Genomic DNA, 25579 nt, shown 5'->3' on the forward strand with positions numbered 1-25579 from the left:
GTTTACCAGCGACGCTCAAAGCGGCGGCGCAGCAGCACGGCAATGGCATTCATCGTGATCAGGAACACCAGCAAGATGATGATACCGCCCCAAGCACGTTCGTAGAAGGCCGGGTCGGCGCGTTTGGCCCATTCATAGATCTGGGCCGGCATGGCGGAGTTCGGGGCCATCAGCCCTTCGGCGATGCTGTCGGGCGGATTGGAGGCGATGAAGCCCACCATGCCGATCAGCAGCAAAGGTGCGGTTTCGCCAAGGGCTTGGGCAAGACCGATGATCGTCCCCGTCAGGATGCCTGGTGCGGCGAGGGGCAGCACATGGTGGAACACCGATTGCATTTTCGAGGCCCCTACCCCAAGCGCCGCGTCACGGATCGAGGGCGGCACCGATTTCAGCGAGGCGCGGGTCGAGATGATGATCGTCGGCAGGGTCATCAGTGTCAGCACCAGACCACCCACCAGCGGGGCCGAGTTCGGCAGGTGCATGTAGTTGATGAACACCGCGAGGCCAAGGATACCAAAGACGATCGAGGGCACCGCGGCGAGGTTTGAGATGTTCACTTCGATGATGTCGGTGATCCAGTTCTTCGGCGCGAATTCTTCGAGGTAGATCGACGCGGCGACCCCGATGGGCAGCGCCAGCACCAGCACCACCAGCATCATCGCGAAAGAGCCGATCATCGACACCCCCATGCCTGCCGCTTCGGGCCGCGCGTCAGAGGCGTCGGCGCCTGTGATGAAGTCGAGGTTGAAGCGCTTTTCAATGCTGCCGTCGGCGATCAACGCATCGACCAGATCAAGCTGCTCGGCGCTGATGTTCTTATCATTGGCGATGCTTTCGCGGGTCACGCGACCCTTGAGGTAGCCATCGACACGGCTGTTAGTCAGGAACTCGAACTCGGCATTCGTGCCGATCAGCTCGGGGTTGGCCAAGACGTAGTTGCGCAACTGGGCAGCGGCGTCTTTCGACAGGATATCGGCCATCGCCTTGGGCTTGAGATCGGTCTCAACCTCGCCCGCTTCGACCTTGTTTTCAAAGGCAGCTTTTAGCAGCGGCGAATATCCGAAGGTCGAGACCTTCTTGATGTCTTCCAAATCGCGGTTGCCGTTCTTGTCGAGCTTGTCTTCCAGCAGCGGCACGGAAAGCGTCACATAGGTCTGCTGAAACGCGCCGGTCCCGCGGGAGATGATGGTGAAGAGCAGCGTCAGCAGCATCAAGAGGCCGATGACGATGGCAATGATGCCATAGAGCTTGAACCGGCCCTCGGAAGCGTTGCGGCGTTTGGTGCGCCCGTCTTGGACCAGCAGCGAAGCTCCGCGCGGGTCTGCGATGGGGGCTGCGGGGTTGGGGATATCGCTCATTCGTACTGCTCCCGGTATTTGCGCACGATGTAGAGGGCCAGCACGTTCAGGCCCAAGGTCAGGACGAAGAGGGTCAGGCCAAGGGCGAAGGCCACCAGCGTCTCGGGGCTGGCGAAATCGCTGTCCCCAGTCAACTGGCTGACGATGCGGGTGGTGATGGTGGTCATGGCCTCCAGTGGATTGGCCGAGATGCGGGCGATGGCCCCTGCCCCCAGCACCACGATCATGGTCTCACCGATAGCGCGGCTCGCGGCCAGCAGCACGGCGCCCACGATGCCCGGCAGCGCCGCAGGCAGCACCACTTGGCGGATCGTCTCGGACTGGGTCGCGCCCAGCCCGAAGGAGCCGTCGCGCAGGGATTGGGGCACCGCGTTGATGATGTCGTCCGACAGGGAGGAGACAAAGGGGATCAACATGATGCCCATGACCAGCCCGGCGGTCAGGACCGAGGTCGCCCCCGACATCCAATCGACGCCCAGAAGCCCCTCTTCCCCGCGCCCAAAGACTTGGACGAGGAACGGCCCCACCGTCAGCAGCGCGAAAAGGCCGTAAACGATTGTCGGGATGCCTGCGAGGATTTCGAGCAGCGGCTTGGCCGTGGCGCGTACCTTGGGGCCTGCATATTCGCTCAGGTAAATCGCGGCGAAAAGCCCGATGGGCACGGCCACCAGCAGCGCGATGAGCGAGATATATAGCGTCCCCCAAAGCAGCGGCAGGATCGACAGGTCACTGTCGCCGCGGAAGTTCGGTGCCCAGGAAGAGCCGAAGAAGAAGTCAGTCCAGGGATGCAGGTTGAAGAAATTGATCGTCTCGAAGAGCATCGACAACACGATGCCCACCGTGGTCAGGATCGCGAGCGACGCCGCGAGGATCAGCAGCGCTTTCACGCCCCCCTCGACCCGGTTGCGGGCGCGGAAGGTGGCATCGGTTTCGCGATAGACCATGGCCAGCCCGGCCAAGGCGATCAGCGCGACAACAATGTTGCGCCAGAAATTGCCCGTCGCCGTCATCTCGCGGTAAGCCTGCGCAGCTTGCAGCACCTCGGGGCTGATCTCGGCGCCCAAGGCAACGCCCTGTTCGCCCAGCCATGCGCGCAGGTCATCGGCGGCGGAAAGATCGGTCGCATCTGCCGCGCTGAGCGCGCCGGAAGAGACGGCCGCGTCCAGCCCATCGGCCAGACGACGCACATCGCTCATGATCAGATTGACGGAGGAACCTTCGGGCACAGCCTCGGCGGGGATCATATCGACCACCGAAGATTGCACCAGCATCGGCTGGACCAGCAGCCAGATGCCCAAAACCAAAAGCGCGGGCACCGCCACGCTCATCACCGCATTGTAGCCGTAGTAGCTTGGCAGCGAATGCAGCTTGCGGCTGTCGCCTTGGGCAGAGGCCAAAGCCCGACGCCGCGCAAGGAAATACCCGCCCAGTGCCAGGGCCGCGATCAGGATGACCAGCGGCAGCACCGCGCCTGTTGTCAGTATTTGTCCCACATGTCCCCCGGTGGATCAAAAAGCGAAAAACCGGGGGCAGTCACCCGCCCCCGGCGATAAGGTTAAAGGCTTAGGAGCCGCTGCCCATCACGGTCTCATCGGCAACCACGGACTGGGTGTCGGCCAGTTCAGGGTCGGAGACCAGACCGTATTCGGCCAGCGGGCCGTCGGGGCCGGCAACTTCGTCGGCGACGAAGAATTCAGCGTATTCTTTCAGGCCGGGGATCACGCCGATGTGGGCTTTCTTGACGTAGAAGAACAGCGGGCGCGACACAGGGTAGTCACCCGAGGCGATGCTCTCGGTGGTCGGCTCGACGCCGCCCATGGTGGCAACTTGCAGCTTGTCGGTGTTGTTCTCGTAGAAGGCCAGACCGAAGACGCCGATGCCGTCTTGGTTGCTCTCGATGCGCGCCAGCGTCTCGGTGTAGTCGCCGTCGATGTCCACGGACTTGCCGTCGGTGCGCAGGCTGATGCACTCTTTCTCGGCGGCTTTCTTGTCGCCATCCGCGGCTTCGAGGAAGGCTTCGTAATCACCGGACTCTTCGCAGCCTGCGAGGATCACCTTGTCTTCAAACACTTCGCGCGTGCCGTGTTTGGTGCCGGGGATGAAGGCTTGGATCGGCTGCGCGGGGAAGTCGGGGTTGACCTGATCCCATGTGGTATAGGGGTTCTCGGTCACTTCGCCGTCGACGACAACTTTGGCGGAGAGGGCTTTGTACCAATCGACCGGCGTGAACTCGAAGGTCTCGCCATTGATGTCGGAGGCGAAGACGATGCCGTCATAGCCGATGCGCACTTCGATGATGTCGGTCACGCCGTTCTCGGCACAGGCCGCCACTTCGGCGTCTTTGATCTGGCGCGAGGCATTGGCCACGTCGATGGTGTTCTCGCCCACGCCTTCGCAGAAGCGCTTGAGGCCAGCCGAGGAGCCGCCCGATTCCACGACCGGTGTCGGGAAGTCAAAGTTTTCGCCAAAGGCTTCGGCGACGATGGAGGCATAGGGCAGCACGGTCGAGGAACCGGCAACCTGTACTTGGTCACGCGCGGCAGCAGCGGTTGCGGATACGGCGGCAATCGCCAGGGCGGAAGTGGTGAGTTTTGCGAGTGACATGATATCTCCTGTCAGATGCGAATTGGTGACCACCCCATGGTGATCTGCGCCCCGTCTATGAAGGCGGTGCTGTGCTTTTGTGACAGCAACGTTACAGTTTCATGACAGTCGGCCTGAATCACCAAATTTCTGCAAAAATCAGTCAGAACCCGGTTTCATCGGCAGAATCACGCGGAATTCAGCACCTTCGCCGGGGGTGCTGGTGATCTTGAGCCGCCCGCGGTGACGGTTCATGATGTGTTTGACGATAGCCAAACCCAGTCCCGTTCCGCCAAGCGCACGGCTGCGGTGGCTGTCGACCCGGTAGAACCGTTCGGTCAGCCGCGGCAGATGGATGGCGTCGATGCCGGGGCCGTGGTCCCGTACGCTGACATGGACCGCCGGGCCGCGCATCGCGGGATCATGGCCCGTGCGTTTAAGAGAAATCTCGACCCGGTTGTCGCGCCCGCCGTATTTGATCGCGTTCTCGATGAGGTTCGTGAAGACCTGCACCAACTGATCCGCATCGCCCAGCACGAGGGCGGGCGCATCCCCCAAGGTCGGTGCCAGTGTCACATTGCTGTCGACCGCCAGCGGCCCGAGGTTGCGCAGGGTGCCGCGCAGCACGTCGCGCACATCGATCGGCGCCTCGGGGCGCACGCGCTCTTCGGCCTCGACCCGGCTGAGGGACAAAAGCTCTCCCACCAGCCGGTTCATCCGCTCTGCCTCTTGCGCCATGATTCCCAGAAACCGCTCGCGCGCCGCCGTATCATCGCGCGCGGGGCCTTGCAGCGTCTCAATGAAGCCGATCAGCGCGGTCAGCGGGGTGCGCAGCTCATGGCTCACGTTGGCCACGAAATCGCGGCGCATCTGGCCTGCCTGCGCCATTTCCGTCACGTCGTTAAAACTGAGCAGGACAATCCCGTGGTCGCCCACCGGGCGCAGGCTTACGTCATAGGTGGTGCCATGTTCGCCGCCGGTGCTGGTAAAGCGCGCTTGGCAGGGGCCCGCGCCCGCAAGACAGCGTTCGACCGCTTCGACCAGCCCCGGCTGGCGCAGCGCGGTGACGAAATGGCGGCCCAGCAGCCCCTTGCCCAGCAGATCCTCGGCGGGCGCGTTTAGAACGGTAATCCGCTCCTCGGCGTTGATGGCCACGCTCGGCAGCGGCAGCGCCGCCACCACATCGGCCAATGTAACGGCGGTGCTGCCCATGTCAGAGCGGTTCAAGATCGCGGCGGAAGCGCGCGGCGTTCTCGGCATAGTGTTTGGCGCTCGCGGTCAACTGTTGGATCGCTTGCGCGTCAAGCTCACGCACAACTTTGCCCGGCACGCCCATGACGAGCGACCCATCGGGGATCACCTTGTTTTCGGTGATCAGCGCCCCTGCCCCGATCAGGCAGTTCTTGCCGATCTTGGCACCATTCAGCACCGTGGCCCCCATGCCGATCAGAGAGTTGTCGCCGATGGTGCAGCCATGCAGCATGACCTTATGGCCGATGGTGCAATCTTCGCCCACGGTCAGCGGATAGCCCATATCGGTGTGAAAGACGCAGTTCTCCTGCACATTGCTGCCGCGGCCCACGGTGATCATCTCATTGTCGCCGCGCAGGGTGCTGCCGAACCAAACAGAGGCTTCGGGGCCGAGCGTCACCTTGCCGATGACATTGGCGTCAGGGGCGACCCATGCATCGGGGGAGACTTCGGGGCGGGCATCGGCGAGGGCGTAGAGGGTCATTTCAATTCCTCGAATTCGGATTGCAGACGGCGAACGTGATCCTTGATGGCGGGTTGTTGGCTCAGCCGCAGCCGTGCGGCGGTGATGATGGACTTCAGCCGCGCCTCGGTCTGGTCGAGATCGTCGTTCACCAGCACGAAGTCGTAGCCGTCCCAATGGCTGATCTCATCCCAGCTTTTGCCCATGCGCTTGGCGATGGTTTCGGCATCGTCCTGCCCCCGGCTTTCCAAACGGCGCTTCAACTCGGTGATCGAGGGCGGCAGCAGGAAGATCGACAGCGTGTGTGTGTTCAGGTCGGAGTTGCGGATCTGCTGTGCGCCCTGCCAGTCGATGTCGAAAAGGATGTCCTGCCCCTCATCAATCGCCGCCTGCACGGGGGCCTTGGGGGAGCCGTAGAAGTTGCCAAAGACATGGGCGTGTTCCAGCATCTCGCCCTCGGCCACGGCCTGACGGAACTCCTCTTCGCCGACAAAGCGGTAATCCTTGCCGTCTTCCTCGCCCGGTCGGGGGGCGCGGGTGGTGGCAGAGACCGAGAAGTTGATCGTCGGATCCCATGCGCGCAGGGCGCGGGCCATGGTCGATTTGCCCGCCCCGGAGGGGGAACTGAGGATGATCAGAAGGCCGCGTCGGCTTGGGTTTGTCACGTCTTACTCCACATTTTGCACTTGTTCGCGCATTTGGTCGATCACCGCCTTCAGGGCCAGACCGACAGTCGTCAATTCGGTGCTCTGCGCCTTGGAGCAGAGCGTGTTGGCTTCGCGGTTGAACTCCTGCATCAGGAAATCCAGCTTGCGCCCCACCGGCCCGCCCTGCCCGATCAGCGCACGCGCGGCGGCGACATGGGCGGCAAGGCGGTCGATCTCTTCGGTGACATCGGCCTTGACCGCGATCAAGGCCAGCTCCTGCGCCACCCGGTCCGCATCCGCGCCCTCGCTGTTGTCGAGCACGCGGGCAAGGTTGCGGCGCAACTGGGCAGCGGTTTCTGCCTTACGGGCCTCGGCCAAAGCGGCGGCTTCGGCGGCGCGGTTTTCGACCTCGGTCAACTGCTCTTGCATTACACCGGCCAGCGCCGCGCCTTCCTGCGCGCGCATCTCGTTAAAATCACGCAGCAGGGTCGGCACTTCCGCCAGCAAAGCGGCGCGCAGCGCGTCGATGTCCTGTGCCTGATCGGCCTGTTCCAGCACGCCGCGCATGGAAAGAATGTCGCTCGCCCGCGAGGGCGCCAGCGATACGCCGGCATCCATCGCACGGGCCTCGATCTCATGCAGGGCGGTCAGCAGCGTGTCGACATGCGCCTCGTTAATCTGCAAGCTGCCGTCACTCTCAGTCGAGGAGATGCGCAGGTTGCAGGTGATATTGCCCCGCGCCACCTCCGCCGAAATCTGCTTGCGTAGAGCGGCCTCAAGCCCCTCGACCCAATCGGGCACGCGCAGCCGCAGGTCGAGCCCTTTGCCATTGACCGCGCGCAGCTCCCAAGACCAGCTCCAACCCTCCAAAGCGCCGGAGGCAGAGGCGAAACCTGTCATGGACCTGATCATCGGCGCGTTCCTTGCAAGGGCGGTCATGTCCTGCCTTACGGCGAAACCCCCGCGAGGGGCAAGCCCCCGCCCCCTCGGCCCGACGGATCCCTTGGCTCACGCGTTAACCACTTCAGCGAAAGCATGACGAATTCCTTAACCGCCTGCGGTATTAATGATTTGGTAATCATTTCGGCCGCATTGTGCCGCTGTCGTTTCAAAAACGGCTGCTGTATTGGCCAAGTCCTTATGGGTGAGTTTCAATGGGCAATACAGGCCACACCGCGCAGAATGTTGTCGCCATGTCAGATCATCGGACGCATGTTGGCTATGGCCCGCTGGCGCAGGTCGAAGCCTATTGGGAGGCCCTGCGCGGCAACAGGTTGATGCCGCGGCGGTCGGATATCGACCCGCGCGGGATCGAGCAGGCATTGGAGTATGCCTTTATCCTCGAACGGGTCGCCGTGGGTGTCGGACGGTTGCGGATTGCGGGCGGCCATCTGCGCGATCTCATGGGGATGGAGGTGCGCGGCATGCCGATCACCGCCTTTTTCGGCACGCAGTCACGCCCCCGCGTCGGCGAAGCGCTGGAAGAAGTGTTTCAGATGCCCGGCCAAATCACACTGCACTTGGGCGCGGCGGCGAGCTATGGGCGGCCTGCCTTGACGGGGCGGATGCTGCTCTTGCCGCTGAAAAGCGATCTGGGCGATGTCAGTCGGGTGCTGGGCTGTCTCGTCGTGCTGGGGGAGATCGGACAAACCCCGCGGCGCTTCGATCTGGCGCAGGCCACGCGGCATAGCGCCTTTGGCGGGGTGGCCAAACCTGTGCGCCATGCCGATCCCCTGCAGCAGCCGCTTTTGCCACGCGAAACCGGATTCGCAGAGCGGAAAGCAAGCTTCACGGCCGCCCCATCGGGTGACATCCCGCCCTATCTGCGTCTGGTGAAGTCAGAGCAGGAATAGCCCGTCCGCCGCCCTGGGAACGCGAAAACGCCGCCCCGGAAAACGGGACGGCGTTTCTTTCGTCACAAACAAGTGCAGGCCGGGGCTGTTACCCTGCCGCCCGCGCCGTCTGTGCCACGCGGCGGTTCGACAGTTCTTCGGCCACGAGGAAGGCCAGTTCCAGCGACTGGCTGGCGTTGAGCCGCGGGTCGCAGGCCGTGTGGTAGCGATCGGACAGGTCTTCGTCGCTGACCGCCCGCACACCGCCGGTGCATTCGGTCACGTCTTGGCCGGTCATCTCGAAATGCACACCGCCGGGGACGGAACCTTCGGCGTTATGCACGGCAAAGAATTCATGCACTTCGCGCAGCACGGAATCGAAGGGCCGGGTCTTGTAGCCCGTGGAGGATTTGATCGTGTTGCCGTGCATCGCGTCACAGGTCCAGACAACATTGGCGCCCTCTTCCTGAACGGTCTTGATCAAACGCGGCAGGTGATCGCCCACCTGCCCCGCCCCAAAGCGCGAGATCAAGGTGAGACGGCCCTCTTCATTCTCGGGGTTCAGCTTAGCCATCAACTGTTTGAGGTCATCGCTGGTCATCGAGGGACCACACTTCAGGCCAATCGGGTTTTGCACGCCGCTGGCAAACTCCACATGGGCCCCGTCGGGCTGCCGCGTGCGGTCACCGATCCAGATCATGTGACCGGAGCCCGCAAGCCACTTGCCGGTTTGGCTATCACGGCGGCAAAGCGCCTCTTCATACTCCAGCAGCAGCGCCTCGTGGCTGGTGTAGAATTCCACCGATTGCAGCGTATGCGCGGTTTCGGCGGTCACCCCTGCGGCGGCCATGAAATCAAGTGTGTCAGAGATGCGGTTGGCGATCTCACGGTATTTCTCGGCCTTTTCGTCGTCGGTGAAGCCCAGCGTCCAGCCGTGGACCTGATGCACATCGGCATAGCCCCCGGTCGAGAAGGCGCGCAGAAGGTTCAACGTGGCGGCGGCCTGCGTATAGGCGCGCAGCATCTTTTGCGGGTCGGGGATACGCGCCGCTTCGTTGAAGGCCAGATCGTTGATGATATCGCCGCGGTAGCTGGGCAGTTCCACGCCATCCACCACTTCGGTCGGGGCCGAGCGCGGCTTGGCGAATTGACCGGCCATGCGGCCCAGTTTGATCACCGGCACCTTGGCCCCATGGGTCAGCACGATGGCCATCTGCAACATCACCTTGAAGGTGTCGCGAATGGCGTCCGAGCTGAACTGCTCAAAGCTCTCCGCACAGTCGCCGCCCTGCAAAAGGAAGGCTTCGCCACGGCCCGCGGCGGCCAGATGTTTTTTCAACCGGCGTGCTTCGCCCGCAAAAACGAGGACCGGATAGCGTGCCAGCTGTGCCTCAACCGCTTCCAATGCGGCTTGGTCAGGGTAATCGGGCATCTGGACGCGCGGTTTGCTGCGCCAGCTCGAGGTGCTCCAGTCTGTCATCTTTCTACTCCGCTCCACAGCGCCGAGTGTCGGCACTTCGTGATCTTTCTCTATACAAAGGCGCGGGGAAAGTGACCAGAACCGAAATGCGCCCTATTGACGTGGCGTGAGGCCCGTGGGCAATGTTTCCGGCAAGTTCTGGCGGCCATGGCACATGTCGACAGAGACGACCTGAATAGAAAGACGCCGTGATGTCCCAACCGCGCCCGGCCACCCGCATGCCCCCCCAGACCGACAAGCCGCGGCGCTTCGTCTTTGTGTTGTTGGAGAATTTCACCCTGCTGAGTTTTGCCTCGACGGTGGAATGTCTGCGGATCACCAACCGCATGCTCGATCGCGAGGCCTATGAATGGCAGGTCGTGGGCGAAAGCGGTGAAACCTGTGTAAGCTCATCCGGCGCGGTGTTCGCACTGGACGGCGGGCTTGAGGAGTTGGGCCGCGACGATACCATCATGATCTGCGGCGGCATCGGCGTGCAGGCCGCGACCACCAAGAAGCTGCTGGCATGGCTGCGCCGCGAGGCGCGCAAGGGGCTGGTTGTTGGCGGGCTTTGTACCGCGGCGCATACGCTGGCCAAAGCGGGGCTGCTCGACGGCAAACGCGCCACTATCCATTGGGAGAATCAGGACAGTTTCGGCGAGGAATTCGAAGAGGTCATTCTGACGAAATCTGTCTTCGTGGTCGACGGCAACCGGCTGACCACGGCGGGTGGCACGTCTTCTTTGGACATGATGCTAAAACTCATCGCCGATGATCACGGTGAGGAGACAGCCAACGCCGTGGCGGATCAGCTCATTTATTCCTCGATCCGCACCGACCAAGACACGCAGCGCCTGTCGGTGCCCACGCGAATCGGCGTGCGGCATCCCAAGCTTTCCCAAGTGATTCAGCAGATGGAGCGCAACATCGAAGAGCCGATCAGCCCCTCCATCCTCGCCCGTGACGTGGGCATGTCGACCCGCCAGCTAGAGCGTCTGTTTCGCCGCTACCTGAACCGCAGCCCCAAACGGTATTATATGGAATTGCGGCTGCAAAAGGCGCGCAACCTGCTGATGCAGACGGATATGAGCGTAATCAACGTGGCGCTGGCCTGCGGCTTTGCCTCGCCCTCACATTTCTCGAAATGCTACCGGGCGCATTACCAGACCACGCCTTATCGTGAGCGCGGAAGCCAATCCACCCGGCAGCCCGCCTGAGGGTTAGGGCGTGATCCGGTAGACGGTGCCGTTGACCTCCGAGATGAACCAGATCCCGCCCTCGGGCCCTTCGACGACATCGCGCACGCGGGCGGTCTCGGCAGTTTTGATTTGCGCCACCTCTTCCAGCGGCTTGCCGCTTAGCCGGGCGATATAGTCGAACTTGAGCGAACCGACAAAGATGTCACATTCCCATTCAGGGAAAAGCGCGCCGGAGTAGACCATCAGCCCCGCAGGCGCGATAGAAGGATCCCAGTAGAAGTCGGGCTGCGCCATCCCCTCTTTCGCCGTGCCCTCACCGATCTTCGCGCCCGAATAATGTTCACCGTAGGAAATCACGGGCCAGCCGTAATTCGTGCCTTTGGTGATGCGGTTCACCTCATCCCCGCCCTTGGCCCCGTGTTCCGACACCCAAAGCCGCCCATCCAGATCCAGCCCCGCCCCTTGCGGGTTGCGATGGCCGTAGGACCAGATTTCGGGCAGCACGTCGGACGTGTCGACAAAGGGGTTGTCATCGGGGACAGAGCCGTCGCGGTTCACACGGATGATGCTGCCGTTATGGGTGCTGCGGTCCTGCGCCGCCGGACGATCACCGCGTTCGCCGATGGTCACCAGCAGCGTACCATCCGGCGCTTCGACCACGCGCGAGCCGAAGTGCTGGCCGCCGCTGCTGCCCGGCTTCATGGCGAAAAGCTCGGTCAGGTTTTCCAGACTGCGGGTATCCTCGGACAAGCGCGCGCTGGCCAGAGCGGTCCCCGCGCCGCCGCCCTCTTGGGGTTTGGCATAGGTCAGGAACAGCAGGCGGCTTTGCGCGAAATCCCCGGACAAGGTGATGTCCAACAGACCGCCCTGCCCGACCACGGCCACTTCCGGCAGACCCGAGACTTCGTGCCGTATGTCGTCCTTTTGATAGATCAAACGCCCGGCCTTCTCTGTCACCAAGAGACCGCCACCCGGCAAGGGGGCAACGCCCCAAGGGGCCTCGAGATCCTCGGCCATGGGGGTGATCGTGAGACCGCTCTGCGCTGTGGCGGCGCCCGCGGCGCAGAGGCTGCCAAGGCTGATGAAGGCGGCGGTGACGAGGTGTTCTGCGCGGGTCATGGGCAGGCTCCTTTGGGCATGGGGGCTTGTATCAGGACATAGCCAGCGCACCGCCCATTTCCACCATCGTTCCCGGTCCACGCGAAAACCCGCCCGCAAAAAACACTTTATAAATCGCCTTTTCTTTTTCGAAACCACGACCTAACGTTCGATCAGAACGAGAGTTCAACTAAGGGAGAGTACCAAATGAAAAAAATACTGATGGCCACAACGGCCGTTGCTCTGCTCGCCACAGGCGCGCATGCGGAAGACACCAAAATCGGCATTCTGCTGGGCTTCACCGGCCCGCTGGAATCGCTGGCCAATGACATGGCCGCCGGTGCCGAACTGGCGATTTCCGAGGTTAACGAGAGCGGCATGTTCCTCGACGGGGCTACCGTTTCGTCTGAGCGTGGCGACACCGGCTGTATCGACGCGGGTCTTGCTGTGGCATCGGCTGAGCGTCTGATCACCTCCGACCGTGTGAGCGGCATCGTGGGCGGCATGTGCTCGGGTGAAACCACCGCCTCGCTGCAAAACGTCGCCATTCCGAACGGCATCGTGATGATCTCGCCCTCCGCGACATCCCCGGCCCTGTCGACGGTCGAAGACAACGGCCTGTTCTTCCGCACATCGCCGTCGGACGCACGTCAGGGTCAGGTCATGGCCGACATCCTGAACGACCGTGGCATCAAGGAAGTCGCCGTCACCTATACCAACAACGACTATGGTAAAGGTTTGGCCGACAGCTTTGAGACCGCCTATAAGGAATCCGGCGGCACCGTGACCATCAACACCTCGCATGAAGACGGTAAAGCGGACTACTCCGCCGAAGTCGGCGCGCTGGCCTCTGCCGGTGGTGAGGTTCTGGTCGTGGCAGGCTATGTCGACCAAGGTGGCGCGGGCATCGTGAACGGTGCGCTGGACGCCGGTGCATTCGACGTCTTCATGTTCCCCGACGGCATGGTCTCCGACACGTTGGAAGAGAAATTCGCCGAGATCGCGGATGGCTCCTTTGGTCAGAACCCGAGTGCTGCTGGCGAAGGCCCGGACAACTACAAGAAGATGGGCAAGGAAGCCGGCTTCGAGCCGACCAACGCCTTCTCGCCTGAATCCTATGACGCGGCGGCGCTGATGCTGCTGGCGATGCAGGCCGCAGGCTCCAACGATCCGGCGGAGTACAAGGAAAAGGTGATGGAAGTCGCCAACGCCCCGGGTGAGAAAATCTTGCCGGGTGAACTGGGCAAGGCGCTTCAGATCATCAAAGACGGCGGCGACGTGGACTATGTCGGTGCTTCGGCGGTCGAGTTGATCGGACCGGGCGAGAGCGCGGGCAACTACCGCGAGATCGAGATGAAGGACGGCAAGATGGTCACGGTCGGCTACCGCTGATCCGCGCCACCATCTGAATGTCATGAGAGGCCCGGTCGCAGTGCGATCGGGCCTTTTGCTTAGGAAATCGGCTTTTCTTCCTGGGTTGCAGCCAGTACAAATCCCCTATTGAGGACGTGGAAAACACGTCCCGTCTGGGAGGACAGGATGAAAAAGCAACGTATGGCCGTCTCGGTCAGGGCTTTGGGCATGTATTTTGCTGAACGTGATTTCGGCAATGCGGCGCAATCTGCCTCTGACAAGGCAGCGCAGGGCTTTCTTCAGATCAGGACCGCAGCGGTCCCTGCCAAGAATCTCAGCACATTGTAAACAGGTATGGCGGCGCGCATCTGCCTGCGCGGCCCATATGACGACCAATAAAAACCAGCCACAAGGTGGCGGACACGGGGATGGACATATGATCGTCGTAGACGACGTACACAAACACTTCGGCGGGTTTCACGCCGTCGACGGGGCAAGCCTGTCGATCGAGAAAGGATCGATCACCGGTTTGATCGGCCCCAATGGCGCGGGGAAAACCACGCTGTTCAACGTAATTGCCGGCGTGCTTCAGCCCACATCGGGCCGCGTCACCATGGATGGGGAGGACATCACCGGCCTGCCCCCGCATGAGCTTTTCCACAAGGGGCTGCTGCGCACTTTCCAGATCGCGCATGAGTTTTCTTCGATGTCCTGTCGCGAGAACCTGATGATGGTGCCGGGCAACCAGTCGGGCGAGACGCTGTGGAACACATGGTTCGGCACCAAACGCATCGCCAATGAGGAACGCGCGCTCAAGGCCAAGGCCGATGAGGTGTTGGAGTTTTTGACCATCGAACATCTGGCCGAACAGAAGGCGGGCCAGATCTCGGGCGGGCAGAAGAAGCTGTTGGAGCTTGGCCGCACCATGATGGTGGATGCGAAAATCGTCTTCCTCGACGAGGTCGGCGCGGGCGTGAACCGGACGCTGCTGAATACCATCGGCGACGCGATCATCCGCCTCAACCAAGAGCGCAACTACACCTTCGTCGTGATCGAGCATGACATGGATTTCATTGGCCGCCTTTGCGACCCGGTGATCTGCATGGCCGAGGGCCACGTTCTGGCCGAAGGCACGCTGGATGAGATCAAGGCGAACGAACAGGTGATCGAGGCCTATCTCGGCACCGGTCTGAAGAACAAGGACAAGGTAGGCGCATGAGCAATGATCCCTACGGCGACCGCGGCAACAAAGATTGGTCGGTCGGCAACGCGAAGGGCCAAGGCAGCATCATGCCCAAGGCCAGCGGCAAAACCCACCCCGCCCCCGGCGGCCCCTTCCTGATTGGTGACGGCATGACGGCGGGCTACGGCAACGGCCCCGACATCCTGCATGACTGCACCATCGCGGTCGACCGCGGCGAGATCGCGGTGATCGTCGGCCCCAACGGGGCGGGCAAATCCACCGGCATGAAGGCGGTCTTTGGCATGCTCGACATGCGCAAAGGCCATGTGCGGCTGGATGGTGAAGACATCACCGAACTTAGCCCGCAGGACCGTGTGGCCAAGGGCATGGGCTTCGTGCCCCAGACCTCGAACATCTTTACCTCCATGTCGGTCGAAGAGAACCTTGAGATGGGCGCTTTCATCCGCCGCGATGACTTTCGCGATACGATGACGCAGGTCTATGACCTTTTCCCGATCCTGAAGGAAAAGCGCCATCAGGCGGCGGGTGAACTCTCGGGCGGGCAACGCCAGCAGGTGGCCGTGGGCCGCGCGCTGATGACCCAGCCCAAGGTGCTGATGCTGGATGAGCCGACGGCGGGTGTCTCGCCCATCGTCATGGACGAGCTTTTCGACCGGATCATCGAGGTCGCCCGCACCGGCATCCCGATCCTGATGGTCGAACAGAATGCCCGTCAAGCGCTTGAAATCGCGGACAAAGGCTATGTGCTTGTGCAGGGGGCGAATGCCTTTACCGGCACCGGCAAAGAGCTTTTGGCCGATCCTGAAGTCCGCAAATCGTTTCTGGGGGGCTGAACATGGATCTGCTCAACGCTTTCATTGCACTTTCGAACTATGTGCTCATTCCGGGCATCGCCTATGGCTCGCAACTGGCGCTCGGCGCACTTGGGGTGACGCTGGTCTACGGCATCCTCCGTTTTTCCAACTTCGCCCATGGCGACACGATGGCCATGGGGACCATGGCGACGATCCTGATGACATGGCTGTTCCAGTCCATGGGTCTGAGCCTCGGCGTGCTGCCGACGGCGCTTCTGGCCCTGCCCTTCGGCATCGCCTTTACCATGCTGCTGGTGCTCGGCACCGACAAGGTGGTCTACAAGTTCTACCGTGAACAGAAGGCCAAGCCGGTGATCCTTGTGATCGTCTCGCTCGGCGTGACTTTCATCTACAACGGCATCACCCGCTTCATCATCGGCGCGGATGACCAGAACTTCCTCGACGGCCAGCGCTTCATCATGTCGGCGCGGGATTTCAAAGAGATGACTGGCCTGCGCGAAGGTCTGGCCTTTAAGACCACGCAAGGCATCACCATCGTCACCGCGATCATCGTCGTGGCGCTGCTGTTTTGGTTCCTCAACAAGACGCGGGCGGGCAAATCCATGCGCGCCTATTCCGATAACGAGGATCTGGCGCTCTTGTCGGGCATCAACCCCGAGCGTGTGGTGATGATCACATGGATGATCGTGGCCGCCTTGGCGACGATTGCGGGCACGCTCTATGGCCTCGACAAGTCGTTCAAACCCTTCACCTATTTCCAGCTTCTGCTGCCGATCTTTGCGGCGGCCATTGTCGGCGGGCTCGGCTCTCCGGTGGGGGCCATCGCGGGCGGTTTCGTGATCGCCTTTAGCGAGGTCACGATCACCTACGCGTGGAAAAAGGTGCTGGGCTATGTGATGCCCGAAGGGTTGCAGCCGGACGGTTTGGTGCAGCTCATGAGCACGGATTACAAATTTGCGGTCAGCTTCGTCATTCTTCTGATCGTTCTGCTGATCAAGCCCACCGGCCTGTTCAAGGGGAAATCGGTATGACCCAGACTGTGAAAAACACGATCCTTTTCGCGATCATCGCCTTGATGATCATCTACACCGGCTTTGCGCAAAGTTGGAACTCGGCCCTGCTGATCATCGCCATGGGCCTGATCTCTTCGATCATGGCGCTTGGGGTGAACCTGCAATGGGGCTTTGCGGGGCTGTTCAACGTGGGCGTCATGGGGTTTGTGGCGCTTGGCGGTCTGGCGGCTGTGCTGGTCTCCATGCCCCCGACCGAGGGCGCTTGGTCCACCGGTGGTTTCGCCATTCTGGGGGCGCTGGCGCTTGGGGCGACCACCGTGGTGGCGGCGGTCATGCTGATGAAACGGATGGCCGCGGGCACGCTGCGCACGCTTTCGGTGATCGCGGTCTTGGTCATCGGTTTCTTCATCTTCCGCGCCCTGCTCGACCCCGCCGTTCAGGCGGTCGAGGCGATCAACCCGGCCCAGACCGGCTATCTCGGGGGTCTTGGCCTGCCGGTGCTGATCTCTTGGCCCGTGGGCGGCCTCTTTGCCGCTGGCGCGGCGTGGCTGATCGGCAAGACGGCCCTTGGCCTGCGGTCGGATTATCTGGCGATTGCGACGCTGGGGATCGCCGAGATCATCATCGCGGTCCTAAAGAACGAAGACTGGATGAGCCGCGGCGTGAAGAACGTGATCGGCCTGCCCCGCCCCGTGCCTTACGAGATCGACCTGCAAAACAACCCCGCCTTCGTGGAACGTGCGGCGGGCCTTGGCTTTGATCCCGTGGATGCCTCGACGCTCTGGGTCAAACTGCTCTATATCGCGCTCTTCGCGGCGGTGCTGATCGTCCTGTTGTGGATGAGCCAGCGTGCGCTGCACTCCCCTTGGGGCCGGATGCTGCGTGCGATCCGGGACAACGAAGTCGCGGCAGAGGCCATGGGCAAAGACGTGACCGCGCGGCACTTGCAGGTCTTCATCCTTGGCTCCGCGATCTGCGGCATCGCGGGGGCGATGATGACGACGATGGACAGCCAGTTGACGCCCGGTACCTACCAACCGCTGCGCTTTACTTTCCTCATTTGGGTGATGGTGATCGTTGGCGGTTCGGGCAACAACTTCGGCGCGATCCTCGGCGGCTTCCTGATCTGGTTCCTCTGGGTGCAGGTCGAGCCGATGGGCCTGTGGCTGATGAACCTGATCACCGCGGGCATGTCCGAAGGGTCGGCCCTGAAGGCCCATCTGATTGAGAGCGCGGCGCATATGCGGCTTTTGACCATGGGCATCGTGCTGCTTCTGGTCCTGCGCTTCAGCCCGCGCGGGTTGATCCCCGAGCGGTAAATCCCGCTGAGCTTCACGATATAAAAAGGGGCGCGGTCGCAATACCGCGCCCCTTTTTCACTTCTCAGGCCGCTTTAACGCCCCTTGAACAATCCGCCCAAGATACCGCGCACGATCCGGCGCCCGGTGGTGCCTTTCAGCTCTTTAATCACCGCGCTCGCGATGGCATCCCCGAAACCGTCCGTCGCCTTGCGGCTTGACCGGCTGCCGCCGCTGCGTGCCCCGCCATAGCGGCGGGCCTTCTGGAACTCACGCGCGGCTGCGTCCTCGGCCTCTGCCGCGGCTTCGATCTTTTCCGCCTCCTTGGCCGCCGCCTCCGCGCGGGCCTTCAGCATTTCATAGGCCGACTCGCGGTCCTGCACGGTCTCGTATTTCCCCGCCAGATCGGAGTCCGCCAGCACCGCCGCACGCTCCGCCACGGTGATCGGGCCGAGCCGCGAAGACGGTGGCCGGATCAAGGTACGCTCCACCACGCCCGGCACGCCCTTACGTTGCAGCATAGAGGTCACCGCCTCGCCAACGCCGACCTCGCGGATCGCCTCTTCGGTGTCGAAACGCGGGTTCTCGCGGTAGGTCTCTGCGGCTTGGCGCAGTTCCTTACGGTCACGCGCGGTAAAGGCGCGTAGCGCATGTTGGATACGGTTGCCAAGCTGGCTAAGGATATCGTCGGGCACATCGGCAGGGTTCTGGGTCACGAAATAAACCCCGACGCCTTTGGAGCGGATGAGCCGCGCCACCTGTTCTACCTTGTCGACCAGCGCCTTGGGCGCATCGTCGAACAGCAGATGTGCCTCGTCGAAGAAGAACACGAGCTTGGGTTTGTCGGGGTCGCCCACCTCGGGCAGCTCCTCAAACAGCTCGGACATGAGCCACAAAAGGAAGGTGGCATAGAGTTTGGGCGAAGCCATGAGCTTGTCAGCGGCGAGGATGTTGATCCGCCCGCGCCCTTCGGCATCGCAGCGCATAAGGTCCGAGAGCGCCAGCGCCGGTTCGCCAAACAACTGCGCGCCGCCTTGGTTCTCCAGCACCAGCAGCCGCCGTTGAATGGTGCCGACGGAGGCGGTCGAGACATTGCCATAGCGCAGCGCCAAGTCCTTTGCATTCTCGCCCACCCAGACCAGCAGGGATTGCAGGTCTTTCAGGTCCAAAAGCGGCATCCCTTCCTCATCGGCCACGCGGAAGGCGATGTTCAGGATGCCCTCCTGCGCCTCGGACAGGCTGAGCAACTGCGCGATGAGCAGCGGTCCCATCTCGGAAACCGTGGTGCGGACGGGGTGGCCCTGCTCACCAAAGAGATCCCAAAAGGTGACCGGGAAGGATTGATAGCTATAGTCGTCAAAGCCGATCTTGGCCGCGCGTTCGGTGAAAGCGCCGTGCAGTTTGGCGGCCTCGCTCCCCGTGACGGCAAGGCCGGACAGATCGCCCTTCACATCCGACAAGAACGCCGGCACCCCGGCATTGGCAAAGCCCTCGGCAAGGATTTGCAGCGTCACCGTTTTGCCCGTACCCGTCGCGCCCGCGATCAGCCCATGACGGTTGGCATAGCCGAGATCGAGGAATTGCTGGGTCGCATGGTCGGGACCGCCGCCGCCGATAAAGATGTCACTGCTCACGCTGGGGCCTTTCTGTCAATTTTAGCCATTCGTCCGTTCCACTAGAGCATACAAACTTAACCTTTGCGCGCCATAGTGAAGGCATCCCGCCCGCATGTCCTTTTATCGGGTGGGTGTACTTCCTCCCTGTTAGACTTGGCCGCGCCTTCGGGTGCGGCCCTTTTTCTGCCGAGGGCCGTGCTAAAACCCTGACAGATTGTCGCATTTTTCCTGTTGACCGGCATCACGCGCTTGCCTAACGTGGCATTAATAAGTCGGCCCAGTCCGACGGGGAGAAAGTACACGGAAAGGGGGCGCGCTGCGTCCCCTTTTGCATTTCTGGTCTTTAAGCCTCTGACATCGCGTGAAAACCGCGATTGCGGGGTCGGCATGAAATTGCCCGAACCTTGATCGAAATGCGGCCCTGGCCACTGACAATCCCGGGGCGGCGTGGTAAGGGGCGATAACGCAACAAATGTGGATATGACATGAGCAAGTTTATGACCGCCCTGCCGCTTTGTGCAGCGCTTGCACTGACGGCCCCGATGACGGCTTTCGCCCAGACTGCCACGGAAGAAGACACCGCTCAGACCGAAGAGCAGCAGCCCCAGCCCGGCACTAGCGGCAATGCTTCGCAGATCGAAGAGCAGCTGAGCCTCGGTGAAGATGCGGACAAAGACCCCGATCTGGGCAAGCCCTACACCAAGAAGGAGATCGGTGCTTGGGAGATGCGCTGCATCAAGACCGAGGAAGAGGTCGATCCCTGCCAGATGTACCAACTCCTCGCCGATGGCGAAGGCGCGCCGGTTGCCGAAGTCTCGCTCTTCCGTCTGCCCGACGGTGGTCAGGCCAAGGCCGGTGCCACGGTTGTCGTCCCGCTTGAGACCGCCTTGCCCGCGCAGCTGACCCTGTCGGTCGACGGTGGCAAGGCCCGCCGCTACCCCTATGCCTTTTGCAACCCCGTGGGCTGCTACGTGCGCATGGGTCTGACCGATGCCGATATCGGCGCCTTCAAACGCGGCAAGGAAGCGGTGCTGACCATCGTGCCCGCTCTCGCACCGGATCAGGAAGTGAAGCTGACCCTCTCGCTTGACGGCTTCACTGCCAGCTACGACGAAGTCTCGGTGATCGAGCAGTAAGACTGGATTTTACCGATTTGAATGCCGCGCCCGACCCCGGGGGCGGCATTTTCTATGGTTGTGCGTGGATCAGGCGCGCCGCAGCGCCAGAACGGCATTCATCCCGCCAAAGGCGAAAGCATTGCTGAGCGCCACATCGACCTGCGCCTCGCGTGCCTCATTGGGCACGACGTCGAGCGCGCATTCCGGGTCGGGTTCCTCATAGCCAATGGTCGGCGCGATCACCCCATCCCGCAGCGCCATGATACAGGCCAAAAGCTCAACCGCGCCGGTGCCACCGATGATATGACCATGCATCGACTTGGTGGAAGAGATCATCAACCGGTCTGCATGGGTGCCGAAAACATCCGCCACGGCGGCGCATTCGGTCTTGTCATTCGCCGCGGTCCCGGTGCCATGGGCGTTGATATAGCCGACCTCTCCGCGGTTGATGCCCGCGTCGGCCAGCGCCCCTTCCATCGCCCGCGCGGCTCCCGCCTTGGAGGGCATGACGATATCGCTGGCATCCGAGGTCATGGCGAACCCCGCGACTTCGCAGAGGATCTCGGCTCCCCTCGCGCGCGCGTGTTCATAGTCCTCAAAGACAAAGACCCCCGCCCCCTCGCCCTGCACCATTCCGTTGCGATTGGCCGAGAAGGGGCGGCAGGCATCGCGGCTCATCACGCGCAGCCCTTCCCAAGCCTTCACCCCGCCGAAGCAGAGCATGGATTCCGATCCGCCCGTCACCATCACCGGGCTCATGCCGGAGCGGACCATGGCAAAGGCCTGCGCCATGGCGTGGTTCGACGAGGCACAGGCGGTGGAGACGGTGAAGGACGGCCCGCGCAGGTTCCATTCCATGCTGACATGGCTGGCCGCGGCGTTGTTCATCAGCTTGGGCACCACGAAGGGATGCACCCGATTTTTGCCCTCTTCGTAAACCGCGCGGTAATTGTCGTCCCATGTCGAGACACCGCCCCCCGCGGTGCCCAGCACAACCCCTGCGCGGGCGGCCAAGTCATCGGTGAAGGTCAGGCCCGATTGCTCGATCGCCTCGCGGGCGGCGGTGAGGGTGAATTGTGTGAACCGATCATAAAGCGCGATTTGTTGGCGGTTGTAGCGGCCCTCGGCCTCGAAACCGCGCACCTGACCGCCGATGCGGATGGCCAGCCGCTCCACATCCCGGAACTCAAGCGGACCGATGCCGCATTTGCCCTCGCGCATGGCCGCCAAGGTCTCGGGCACCGACAGGCCCAGAGCGTTGATCGTGCCCGCGCCGGTGATGACAACGCGCCGCATCGCTTAGCTCTGTTCGGCTTGCAGCCGTTCCACCCCGGCGACGATGCTGCGCACGGTCGAGATGTCGAAATCGCTTTCGCTGGGGCTGTTGGCGTTGAAAGGCACGTTGATGTCGAATGTCTCTTCAATGGCAAAGATGCATTCCACAACCCCCATGCTGTCGATCCCGAGGTCTTCGAGCGTACTGTCGAGCGTGACATCCTCCGGCTCTATCATGGCCTGTTCGGCGAGGATGGTAATGACCTGATCCTGAGTGCTCATGCGGCGTCCCCCAACATATGTCCGCGGCAGGTTTAGTCAGCCTTGTCGGCTTTGGAAACCACCTTTTGCAGGGCCGCGACATCACGCAGCAGCTTGGGCAAACGGCGCAGCGCTTTGTAGATTTCGGTTTGCTTGCTCATCTGGGTGGCGGGGTAGCCTAGCATGGTGCGCCCCTCGGGCACGTTGGAGAGCACAATGGTCCCCCCGCCCGCGATCACCCGGTCGCCAATGGTGATGTTGTCGGCCAGACCGACCTGCCCGCCGAGCACCACATTGTCGCCCACGCGGGTCGAGCCGCCAACGCCCGCCTGCCCGCAGAGCAGGCAATTTTTGCCAATCACCGCATTGTGGCCGATATGCACAAGGTTGTCGATTTTCGTGCCGTCGCCGACCTGCGTGTCGCGAATGGTGCCGTTGTCGATGGTGGAACCCATGCCCATTTCGACATCCGCGCCGATGGTCACAGCGCCAAGCGAATGGATACGGGTCCAAGGCTGCGGGGCGGCATCACCCTGATCGCCGAGCGTTTGCCGCGCGCTTTCCACGGTGGACAGCTCAGCCGTGACGAAAGAGAAACCGTCCCCGCCCAAGCGCACGCCCGACTGCGCGATGAAACCCGATCCGATGGTGACCCGCGCGCCGATGCTGACATGTTCGCGCAGAAAACAGCCATCGCCCAATGTCGCATCCACGCCGACAAAACACAGCGGCCCGATGACGCTGCCCGCGCCGATCCGCGCCCCGGCAGAGATCACCGCCAAGGGACCGACCGAGACGCCCTCGCCCAGCACGGCATCGGGGTCGATCACGGCGGTGGGGTGTATGCCAGGCTTGAACCCCTGCCCCTTGTCGAGCATTCGCGTCACGCTAGAAAGCGCGTAGCGCGGGCGGTTGGGCAAGATCGCGGCCTTAAGACCCAGAGCGCGCCAGTCGGCCCCTTCCCAAAGCATCGCCACTTCGGCAGCGCCTTCGGAAAGGCTGCTGGCATAGCGCGGGTCCATCGCCAGCGCCATTTCGCCCGATTTGGCGCTGGCGGGTTCCGCGACGCCACTTACCTTGAGTTCGATGTCGCCCTCGGCGCTGGCGCCGACGGCTTTGGCGATTTGCTGAACACTATAGGTCATTTCGGGCGGCCCTTACTTGTTGCGCGCCCGAGAGTTACCCCTGAACGCCGCGCAAGGCCACCCCCGCCTTGGAGAGCGCGTTCCAGATCAGCGCATCCCGGCCATATACGTCATCGCGGTATTCGGTATGGCCGCGGGCGTTGGTCACAGCGGTGCGGTAAATCAGATGCACCGGCACCTGCTCTTCGAGGACGACGCGCGTCTCGCGTCCGCTGCGCAGAATGGCCTGAAACTCGCCTTCCGGGTCTGCTGATTGCGGGGCCAGCAGCGCATAGGCGAATTCAAAGGGCTCGGCCAGACGCACGCAGCCATGGCTGAAGGCACGCACATCGCGGGCAAACAGGCTCTTGGCCGGGGTGTCATGCAGGTAGATGTTGTATTTGTTGGGGAACATGAACTTCACCAGACCCAAGGCATTGGTCTTGCTGGGCGGTTGGCGCATGGCGAAGGGGAAGCTCCGCGCGGTATAGCGGTTGAAGTTCACCGCGCCGCGGTTCACCTTGCGGCCCCGGCTGTCGGTAATCTCGATATGGCCCACGGCATAGGGGTTGCGCTTGAGCTGCGGCAGGTATTCCCCAGTGACGATCGACCGCGGCACATACCAGCTGGGATTGACCACCATATGCTCCATCACGTCCGAGAATTCGGGCGTCGGGCGGTCCTCGCGCGCGGCCCCCACGACCGAGCGGGTTTGGAAGGTGATCTTGCCATCGTCGATGATCTTGGCCGAGAAATCGGGGATGTTCACAAGGATATGGCGTTTGCCGCGGTCGGTGTTGAACCAACGCTCACGCTCAAGTGCGACCATGACCGATTGCAGCCGCTGCTCAACGCCGATGTTGATCTGTTTCATGGTGGCCGGACCGGCGACGCCATCGGTGTTCAGCCCGTGGGCCTCTTGGAACTGGCGCACGGCTTCGGTCAGGCTGGCGTCATAGCCCACGGCATTGGACCGCTCCAGAAAGCCCATGGCGATCAGGCGGTTGCGCAGGGCAATCACGTCATTCCCAGTATCGCCCGGCTCAAGCTTGCCTGCAGGCACCGAGGGGCCCCAGCCGCCCTGCGAGAGCAGTTTTTCCATCGCGATCTTCTCTTTCAGCAGCGCATTATACTCAAGGCTGCGCGGCGGTAGGGCGCGGAAATAAGCGGCGGGCGTGGATTTGGGCAGGTCTTGCAGATAGGTCTTGCGGTCACGGTATGGAATTTCGCGCACGATCTGGCTGATGATCCGTTTGGGGATCAGTACGCCGGTCTGCACGTCGCGGGCATAGCGCAGGAACACGCGGCTCAACTCCACCTCGGCGAATCCCCGGTCGCGCGGGGTCTTGGCCGTGCGCAGCATTTCCAACACCACATCGGGGTTGTAGCGCGTGACCGGCAGGCCATGATCATCTGCCGTGGTGATCGCCCGCATCAGTTCCGACCGGCGCGCGCGGTGTTCTTCGGCTGCCCCTGTCCAGATGGCGGTATAATCGTTCTCACGGTAGAAGGCGGCGATGTCATCGTCTTGGGCGGCAGCTTCGGCGACGGCTTGTTTGAAGGCGGTAACCTGCGCCGTGGCAGGCGCGGCAAGGACCAGGGCCGAAATCAACAGGGCAAACCCTGTGATAAATTTAGACAGTTGCCGTGAAAAAGTCGCGCTGAATCCCATGTCGTACCCCGTGAATATACCATTGCCGCCGCGCGACCCTATTGCCTGTCCGGTTTGCCAATAATAATACGCGCAAGTCCATTCAAATTTCCGTTCGCAGGAAAAACGCGTGATGGCCTGTGCGGATTGCGCATCGGTTGCCCCTGCAAACATTGGGTTTTTCAACCGCATTGCGCAAAAACTTGCCTAAATTTGAACCACTCGGGAACCATTCCGATTCAGCCCTTGGTCAGATTTTCCCGCTATGCAATAACAATGTTGCATCTGGGGATGAGATGAATGGCCCATGTAACATCTTGGGTAACTTAGGCAGACGACGGGACAGAGACACATGACAGGCAAAAGCTCCTCGGGGATGACCCGGCGCGCCCTTCTCGGCGCATTCGCAGCAACCACCGTTGCAGCAGCTCCCACCTTCTCGAACGCGGCAGGCTTTCTACGGGGCGCAGGCGACATTCGCCGCATCCGCATGTATTCGGGCCGCACCGGTGAGCGGTTGGACATGATCTATTGGATCGAAGGCCACTATATCAAAGACGCCTTTGCCGAAATCAATCACTTCATGCGCGACTGGCGGACCGACGATGTCATCAACATGGACCTGCGCACCATCGATATCATGGCCGCGTCGCACAATCTGCTGGATGTGAACGAGCCCTATATGCTCCTCTCCGGCTACCGCAGCCCGAAAACCAACGCGATGCTGCGCTCCCGTTCCAGCGGTGTGGCCAAGAATTCGCTGCACCTCAAGGGTCAGGCCGCTGACCTGCGCCTCGCCTCGCGCTCGGTGCATCAGGTGGCGCGCGCGGCGATGGCTTGTCGCGGTGGCGGTGTCGGGCGCTACTCCGGCTCGAACTTCACCCATATGGACTGCGGCACAGTGCGCAGCTGGGGCGGCTGATCGCAGCCTCTCCATCGGGATGAGTGAATTGTTAAGGGC

The 25579-nt window shown here is 62.2% G+C and carries 24 protein-coding genes; 10 read left to right on the top strand and 14 right to left on the bottom strand.

Going from position 1 to position 25579, the window contains the following annotated elements; genetic code table 11:
• Window positions 1-2: 2 nt before the first annotated feature.
• The 7 genes from pstA to ACGYK9_RS01350 all read right to left on the bottom strand — a co-directional run bounded on the left by pstA (window position 3) and on the right by ACGYK9_RS01350 (window position 7214).
• Window positions 3-1358 (bottom strand): phosphate ABC transporter permease PstA, encoded by a 1356-nt coding sequence (pstA, locus tag ACGYK9_RS01320; protein WP_271687279.1) that lies wholly within the window; start codon window positions 1356-1358, stop codon window positions 3-5.
• Window positions 1355-2824 carry a phosphate ABC transporter permease subunit PstC gene (gene pstC / locus ACGYK9_RS01325; RefSeq protein WP_394408946.1) on the bottom strand — a complete coding sequence of 490 codons (1470 nt, stop codon included), beginning with the start codon at window positions 2822-2824 and terminating at the stop codon, window positions 1355-1357. Before pstC ends, pstA begins: the two co-directional genes overlap by 4 nt.
• Window positions 2825-2921: 97 nt before the next feature.
• Complete coding sequence (locus tag ACGYK9_RS01330) at window positions 2922-3962, bottom strand: substrate-binding domain-containing protein (protein WP_394407746.1); 1041 nt, start codon at window positions 3960-3962, stop codon at window positions 2922-2924.
• Between the two features lie 138 nt (window positions 3963-4100).
• On the bottom strand, window positions 4101-5153 hold the full coding sequence (locus ACGYK9_RS01335) for an ATP-binding protein (protein WP_394408949.1): 1053 nt from the start codon (window positions 5151-5153) through the stop codon (window positions 4101-4103).
• A gap of 1 nt (window position 5154) precedes the next feature.
• Window positions 5155-5676, bottom strand: coding sequence for a gamma carbonic anhydrase family protein (locus tag ACGYK9_RS01340; RefSeq protein ID WP_271691305.1), 522 nt, complete (start codon window positions 5674-5676; stop codon window positions 5155-5157).
• Window positions 5673-6320, bottom strand: a complete 648-nt coding sequence (gene gmk / locus ACGYK9_RS01345; protein WP_394401072.1) for a guanylate kinase — start codon at window positions 6318-6320, stop codon at window positions 5673-5675. Before gmk ends, ACGYK9_RS01340 begins: the two co-directional genes overlap by 4 nt.
• A 3-nt stretch (window positions 6321-6323) precedes the next feature.
• Window positions 6324-7214 carry a YicC/YloC family endoribonuclease gene (locus ACGYK9_RS01350; protein WP_394422361.1) on the bottom strand — a complete coding sequence of 297 codons (891 nt, stop codon included), beginning with the start codon at window positions 7212-7214 and terminating at the stop codon, window positions 6324-6326.
• A gap of 281 nt (window positions 7215-7495) precedes the next feature.
• Here ACGYK9_RS01350 and ACGYK9_RS01355 point away from each other — a divergent pair, with 281 nt between their 5' ends.
• The gene (locus ACGYK9_RS01355) at window positions 7496-8155 is read left to right on the top strand and encodes a PAS domain-containing protein (protein WP_394422363.1); all 660 of its coding nucleotides are present in this window, start codon (window positions 7496-7498) and stop codon (window positions 8153-8155) included.
• 88 nt (window positions 8156-8243) lie between these two features.
• Here the strand turns inward: ACGYK9_RS01355 and ACGYK9_RS01360 are convergent, their stop codons facing one another.
• The gene (locus tag ACGYK9_RS01360) at window positions 8244-9614 is read right to left on the bottom strand and encodes a class II 3-deoxy-7-phosphoheptulonate synthase (protein ID WP_271687274.1); all 1371 of its coding nucleotides are present in this window, start codon (window positions 9612-9614) and stop codon (window positions 8244-8246) included.
• Between the two features lie 191 nt (window positions 9615-9805).
• Here ACGYK9_RS01360 and ACGYK9_RS01365 point away from each other — a divergent pair, with 191 nt between their 5' ends.
• Window positions 9806-10810, top strand: coding sequence for a GlxA family transcriptional regulator (locus ACGYK9_RS01365; protein WP_394407753.1), 1005 nt, complete (start codon window positions 9806-9808; stop codon window positions 10808-10810).
• 3 nt (window positions 10811-10813) lie between these two features.
• Here ACGYK9_RS01365 and ACGYK9_RS01370 read toward each other — a convergent pair whose 3' ends face one another.
• Window positions 10814-11911: a PQQ-dependent sugar dehydrogenase gene (locus ACGYK9_RS01370; RefSeq protein ID WP_394407755.1), complete on the bottom strand. Its 1098-nt coding sequence runs from the start codon at window positions 11909-11911 to the stop codon at window positions 10814-10816.
• Window positions 11912-12097: 186 nt separating this feature from the next.
• Here ACGYK9_RS01370 and ACGYK9_RS01375 point away from each other — a divergent pair, with 186 nt between their 5' ends.
• The 6 genes from ACGYK9_RS01375 (at window position 12098) to ACGYK9_RS01400 (ending at window position 17594) form a co-directional block, all read left to right on the top strand.
• Window positions 12098-13282 carry an ABC transporter substrate-binding protein gene (locus tag ACGYK9_RS01375; protein ID WP_067266789.1) on the top strand — a complete coding sequence of 395 codons (1185 nt, stop codon included), beginning with the start codon at window positions 12098-12100 and terminating at the stop codon, window positions 13280-13282.
• Window positions 13283-13429: 147 nt separating this feature from the next.
• Window positions 13430-13591, top strand: coding sequence for a hypothetical protein (locus ACGYK9_RS01380; protein WP_394407757.1), 162 nt, complete (start codon window positions 13430-13432; stop codon window positions 13589-13591).
• Window positions 13592-13679: 88 nt separating this feature from the next.
• Complete coding sequence (locus tag ACGYK9_RS01385; protein ID WP_067266791.1) at window positions 13680-14462, top strand: ABC transporter ATP-binding protein; 783 nt, start codon at window positions 13680-13682, stop codon at window positions 14460-14462.
• Window positions 14459-15280, top strand: coding sequence for an ABC transporter ATP-binding protein (locus tag ACGYK9_RS01390; protein WP_209217788.1), 822 nt, complete (start codon window positions 14459-14461; stop codon window positions 15278-15280). Before ACGYK9_RS01385 ends, ACGYK9_RS01390 begins: the two co-directional genes overlap by 4 nt.
• A 2-nt stretch (window positions 15281-15282) precedes the next feature.
• Complete coding sequence (locus ACGYK9_RS01395) at window positions 15283-16293, top strand: branched-chain amino acid ABC transporter permease (RefSeq protein WP_067261483.1); 1011 nt, start codon at window positions 15283-15285, stop codon at window positions 16291-16293.
• On the top strand, window positions 16290-17594 hold the full coding sequence (locus ACGYK9_RS01400; RefSeq protein ID WP_394407760.1) for a branched-chain amino acid ABC transporter permease: 1305 nt from the start codon (window positions 16290-16292) through the stop codon (window positions 17592-17594). Before ACGYK9_RS01395 ends, ACGYK9_RS01400 begins: the two co-directional genes overlap by 4 nt.
• 74 nt (window positions 17595-17668) lie before the next feature.
• On the opposite strand, the gene ACGYK9_RS01405 is transcribed toward ACGYK9_RS01400, so the two are convergent.
• The gene (locus ACGYK9_RS01405; protein WP_394407762.1) at window positions 17669-19207 is read right to left on the bottom strand and encodes a helicase HerA-like domain-containing protein; all 1539 of its coding nucleotides are present in this window, start codon (window positions 19205-19207) and stop codon (window positions 17669-17671) included.
• A gap of 467 nt (window positions 19208-19674) precedes the next feature.
• Between ACGYK9_RS01405 and ACGYK9_RS01410 the strand changes: the two genes are divergently transcribed.
• Window positions 19675-20325: an invasion associated locus B family protein gene (locus ACGYK9_RS01410; RefSeq protein WP_209217784.1), complete on the top strand. Its 651-nt coding sequence runs from the start codon at window positions 19675-19677 to the stop codon at window positions 20323-20325.
• Window positions 20326-20394: 69 nt separating this feature from the next.
• Here the strand turns inward: ACGYK9_RS01410 and ACGYK9_RS01415 are convergent, their stop codons facing one another.
• From ACGYK9_RS01415 to ACGYK9_RS01430, 4 genes are read right to left on the bottom strand one after another with little or no spacing between them, the layout of a single operon-like run.
• Window positions 20395-21603: a beta-ketoacyl-[acyl-carrier-protein] synthase family protein gene (locus ACGYK9_RS01415; RefSeq protein WP_394407765.1), complete on the bottom strand. Its 1209-nt coding sequence runs from the start codon at window positions 21601-21603 to the stop codon at window positions 20395-20397.
• A gap of 3 nt (window positions 21604-21606) precedes the next feature.
• Window positions 21607-21864 (bottom strand): acyl carrier protein, encoded by a 258-nt coding sequence (locus ACGYK9_RS01420; protein WP_209217782.1) that lies wholly within the window; start codon window positions 21862-21864, stop codon window positions 21607-21609.
• A gap of 32 nt (window positions 21865-21896) precedes the next feature.
• Window positions 21897-22988, bottom strand: coding sequence for a UDP-3-O-(3-hydroxymyristoyl)glucosamine N-acyltransferase (gene lpxD / locus ACGYK9_RS01425; RefSeq protein WP_394407767.1), 1092 nt, complete (start codon window positions 22986-22988; stop codon window positions 21897-21899).
• Between the two features lie 34 nt (window positions 22989-23022).
• Window positions 23023-24639, bottom strand: coding sequence for a murein L,D-transpeptidase (locus ACGYK9_RS01430; RefSeq protein WP_394407769.1), 1617 nt, complete (start codon window positions 24637-24639; stop codon window positions 23023-23025).
• Window positions 24640-24970: 331 nt separating this feature from the next.
• Here ACGYK9_RS01430 and ACGYK9_RS01435 point away from each other — a divergent pair, with 331 nt between their 5' ends.
• Window positions 24971-25540, top strand: coding sequence for a DUF882 domain-containing protein (locus tag ACGYK9_RS01435; RefSeq protein ID WP_067267369.1), 570 nt, complete (start codon window positions 24971-24973; stop codon window positions 25538-25540).
• The last annotated feature ends 39 nt before the right edge of the window (window positions 25541-25579 follow it).

Origin of the sequence: Sulfitobacter sp. 1A15258 (assembly GCF_043557045.1) — a bacterium.
GTDB lineage: Bacteria > Pseudomonadota > Alphaproteobacteria > Rhodobacterales > Rhodobacteraceae > Sulfitobacter > Sulfitobacter faviae.

Coding starts and splice junctions, on each gene's coding strand:
- ACGYK9_RS01410 (WP_209217784.1), top strand. CDS start 19,675: ATGAGCAAGTTTATGACCGCCCTGCCGCTTTGTGCAGCGCTTGCACTG.
- ACGYK9_RS01395 (WP_067261483.1), top strand. CDS start 15,283: ATGGATCTGCTCAACGCTTTCATTGCACTTTCGAACTATGTGCTCATT.
- ACGYK9_RS01350 (WP_394422361.1), bottom strand. CDS start 7,214: ATGATCAGGTCCATGACAGGTTTCGCCTCTGCCTCCGGCGCTTTGGAG.
- ACGYK9_RS01340 (WP_271691305.1), bottom strand. CDS start 5,676: ATGACCCTCTACGCCCTCGCCGATGCCCGCCCCGAAGTCTCCCCCGAT.
- pstA (WP_271687279.1), bottom strand. CDS start 1,358: ATGAGCGATATCCCCAACCCCGCAGCCCCCATCGCAGACCCGCGCGGA.
- ACGYK9_RS01330 (WP_394407746.1), bottom strand. CDS start 3,962: ATGTCACTCGCAAAACTCACCACTTCCGCCCTGGCGATTGCCGCCGTA.
- ACGYK9_RS01385 (WP_067266791.1), top strand. CDS start 13,680: ATGATCGTCGTAGACGACGTACACAAACACTTCGGCGGGTTTCACGCC.
- ACGYK9_RS01355 (WP_394422363.1), top strand. CDS start 7,496: ATGTCAGATCATCGGACGCATGTTGGCTATGGCCCGCTGGCGCAGGTC.
- ACGYK9_RS01400 (WP_394407760.1), top strand. CDS start 16,290: ATGACCCAGACTGTGAAAAACACGATCCTTTTCGCGATCATCGCCTTG.
- lpxD (WP_394407767.1), bottom strand. CDS start 22,988: ATGACCTATAGTGTTCAGCAAATCGCCAAAGCCGTCGGCGCCAGCGCC.
- ACGYK9_RS01435 (WP_067267369.1), top strand. CDS start 24,971: ATGACAGGCAAAAGCTCCTCGGGGATGACCCGGCGCGCCCTTCTCGGC.
- ACGYK9_RS01430 (WP_394407769.1), bottom strand. CDS start 24,639: ATGGGATTCAGCGCGACTTTTTCACGGCAACTGTCTAAATTTATCACA.
- ACGYK9_RS01380 (WP_394407757.1), top strand. CDS start 13,430: ATGAAAAAGCAACGTATGGCCGTCTCGGTCAGGGCTTTGGGCATGTAT.
- ACGYK9_RS01415 (WP_394407765.1), bottom strand. CDS start 21,603: ATGCGGCGCGTTGTCATCACCGGCGCGGGCACGATCAACGCTCTGGGC.
- ACGYK9_RS01370 (WP_394407755.1), bottom strand. CDS start 11,911: ATGACCCGCGCAGAACACCTCGTCACCGCCGCCTTCATCAGCCTTGGC.
- ACGYK9_RS01335 (WP_394408949.1), bottom strand. CDS start 5,153: ATGGGCAGCACCGCCGTTACATTGGCCGATGTGGTGGCGGCGCTGCCG.
- ACGYK9_RS01390 (WP_209217788.1), top strand. CDS start 14,459: ATGAGCAATGATCCCTACGGCGACCGCGGCAACAAAGATTGGTCGGTC.
- ACGYK9_RS01375 (WP_067266789.1), top strand. CDS start 12,098: ATGAAAAAAATACTGATGGCCACAACGGCCGTTGCTCTGCTCGCCACA.
- ACGYK9_RS01420 (WP_209217782.1), bottom strand. CDS start 21,864: ATGAGCACTCAGGATCAGGTCATTACCATCCTCGCCGAACAGGCCATG.
- ACGYK9_RS01360 (WP_271687274.1), bottom strand. CDS start 9,614: ATGACAGACTGGAGCACCTCGAGCTGGCGCAGCAAACCGCGCGTCCAG.
- ACGYK9_RS01365 (WP_394407753.1), top strand. CDS start 9,806: ATGTCCCAACCGCGCCCGGCCACCCGCATGCCCCCCCAGACCGACAAG.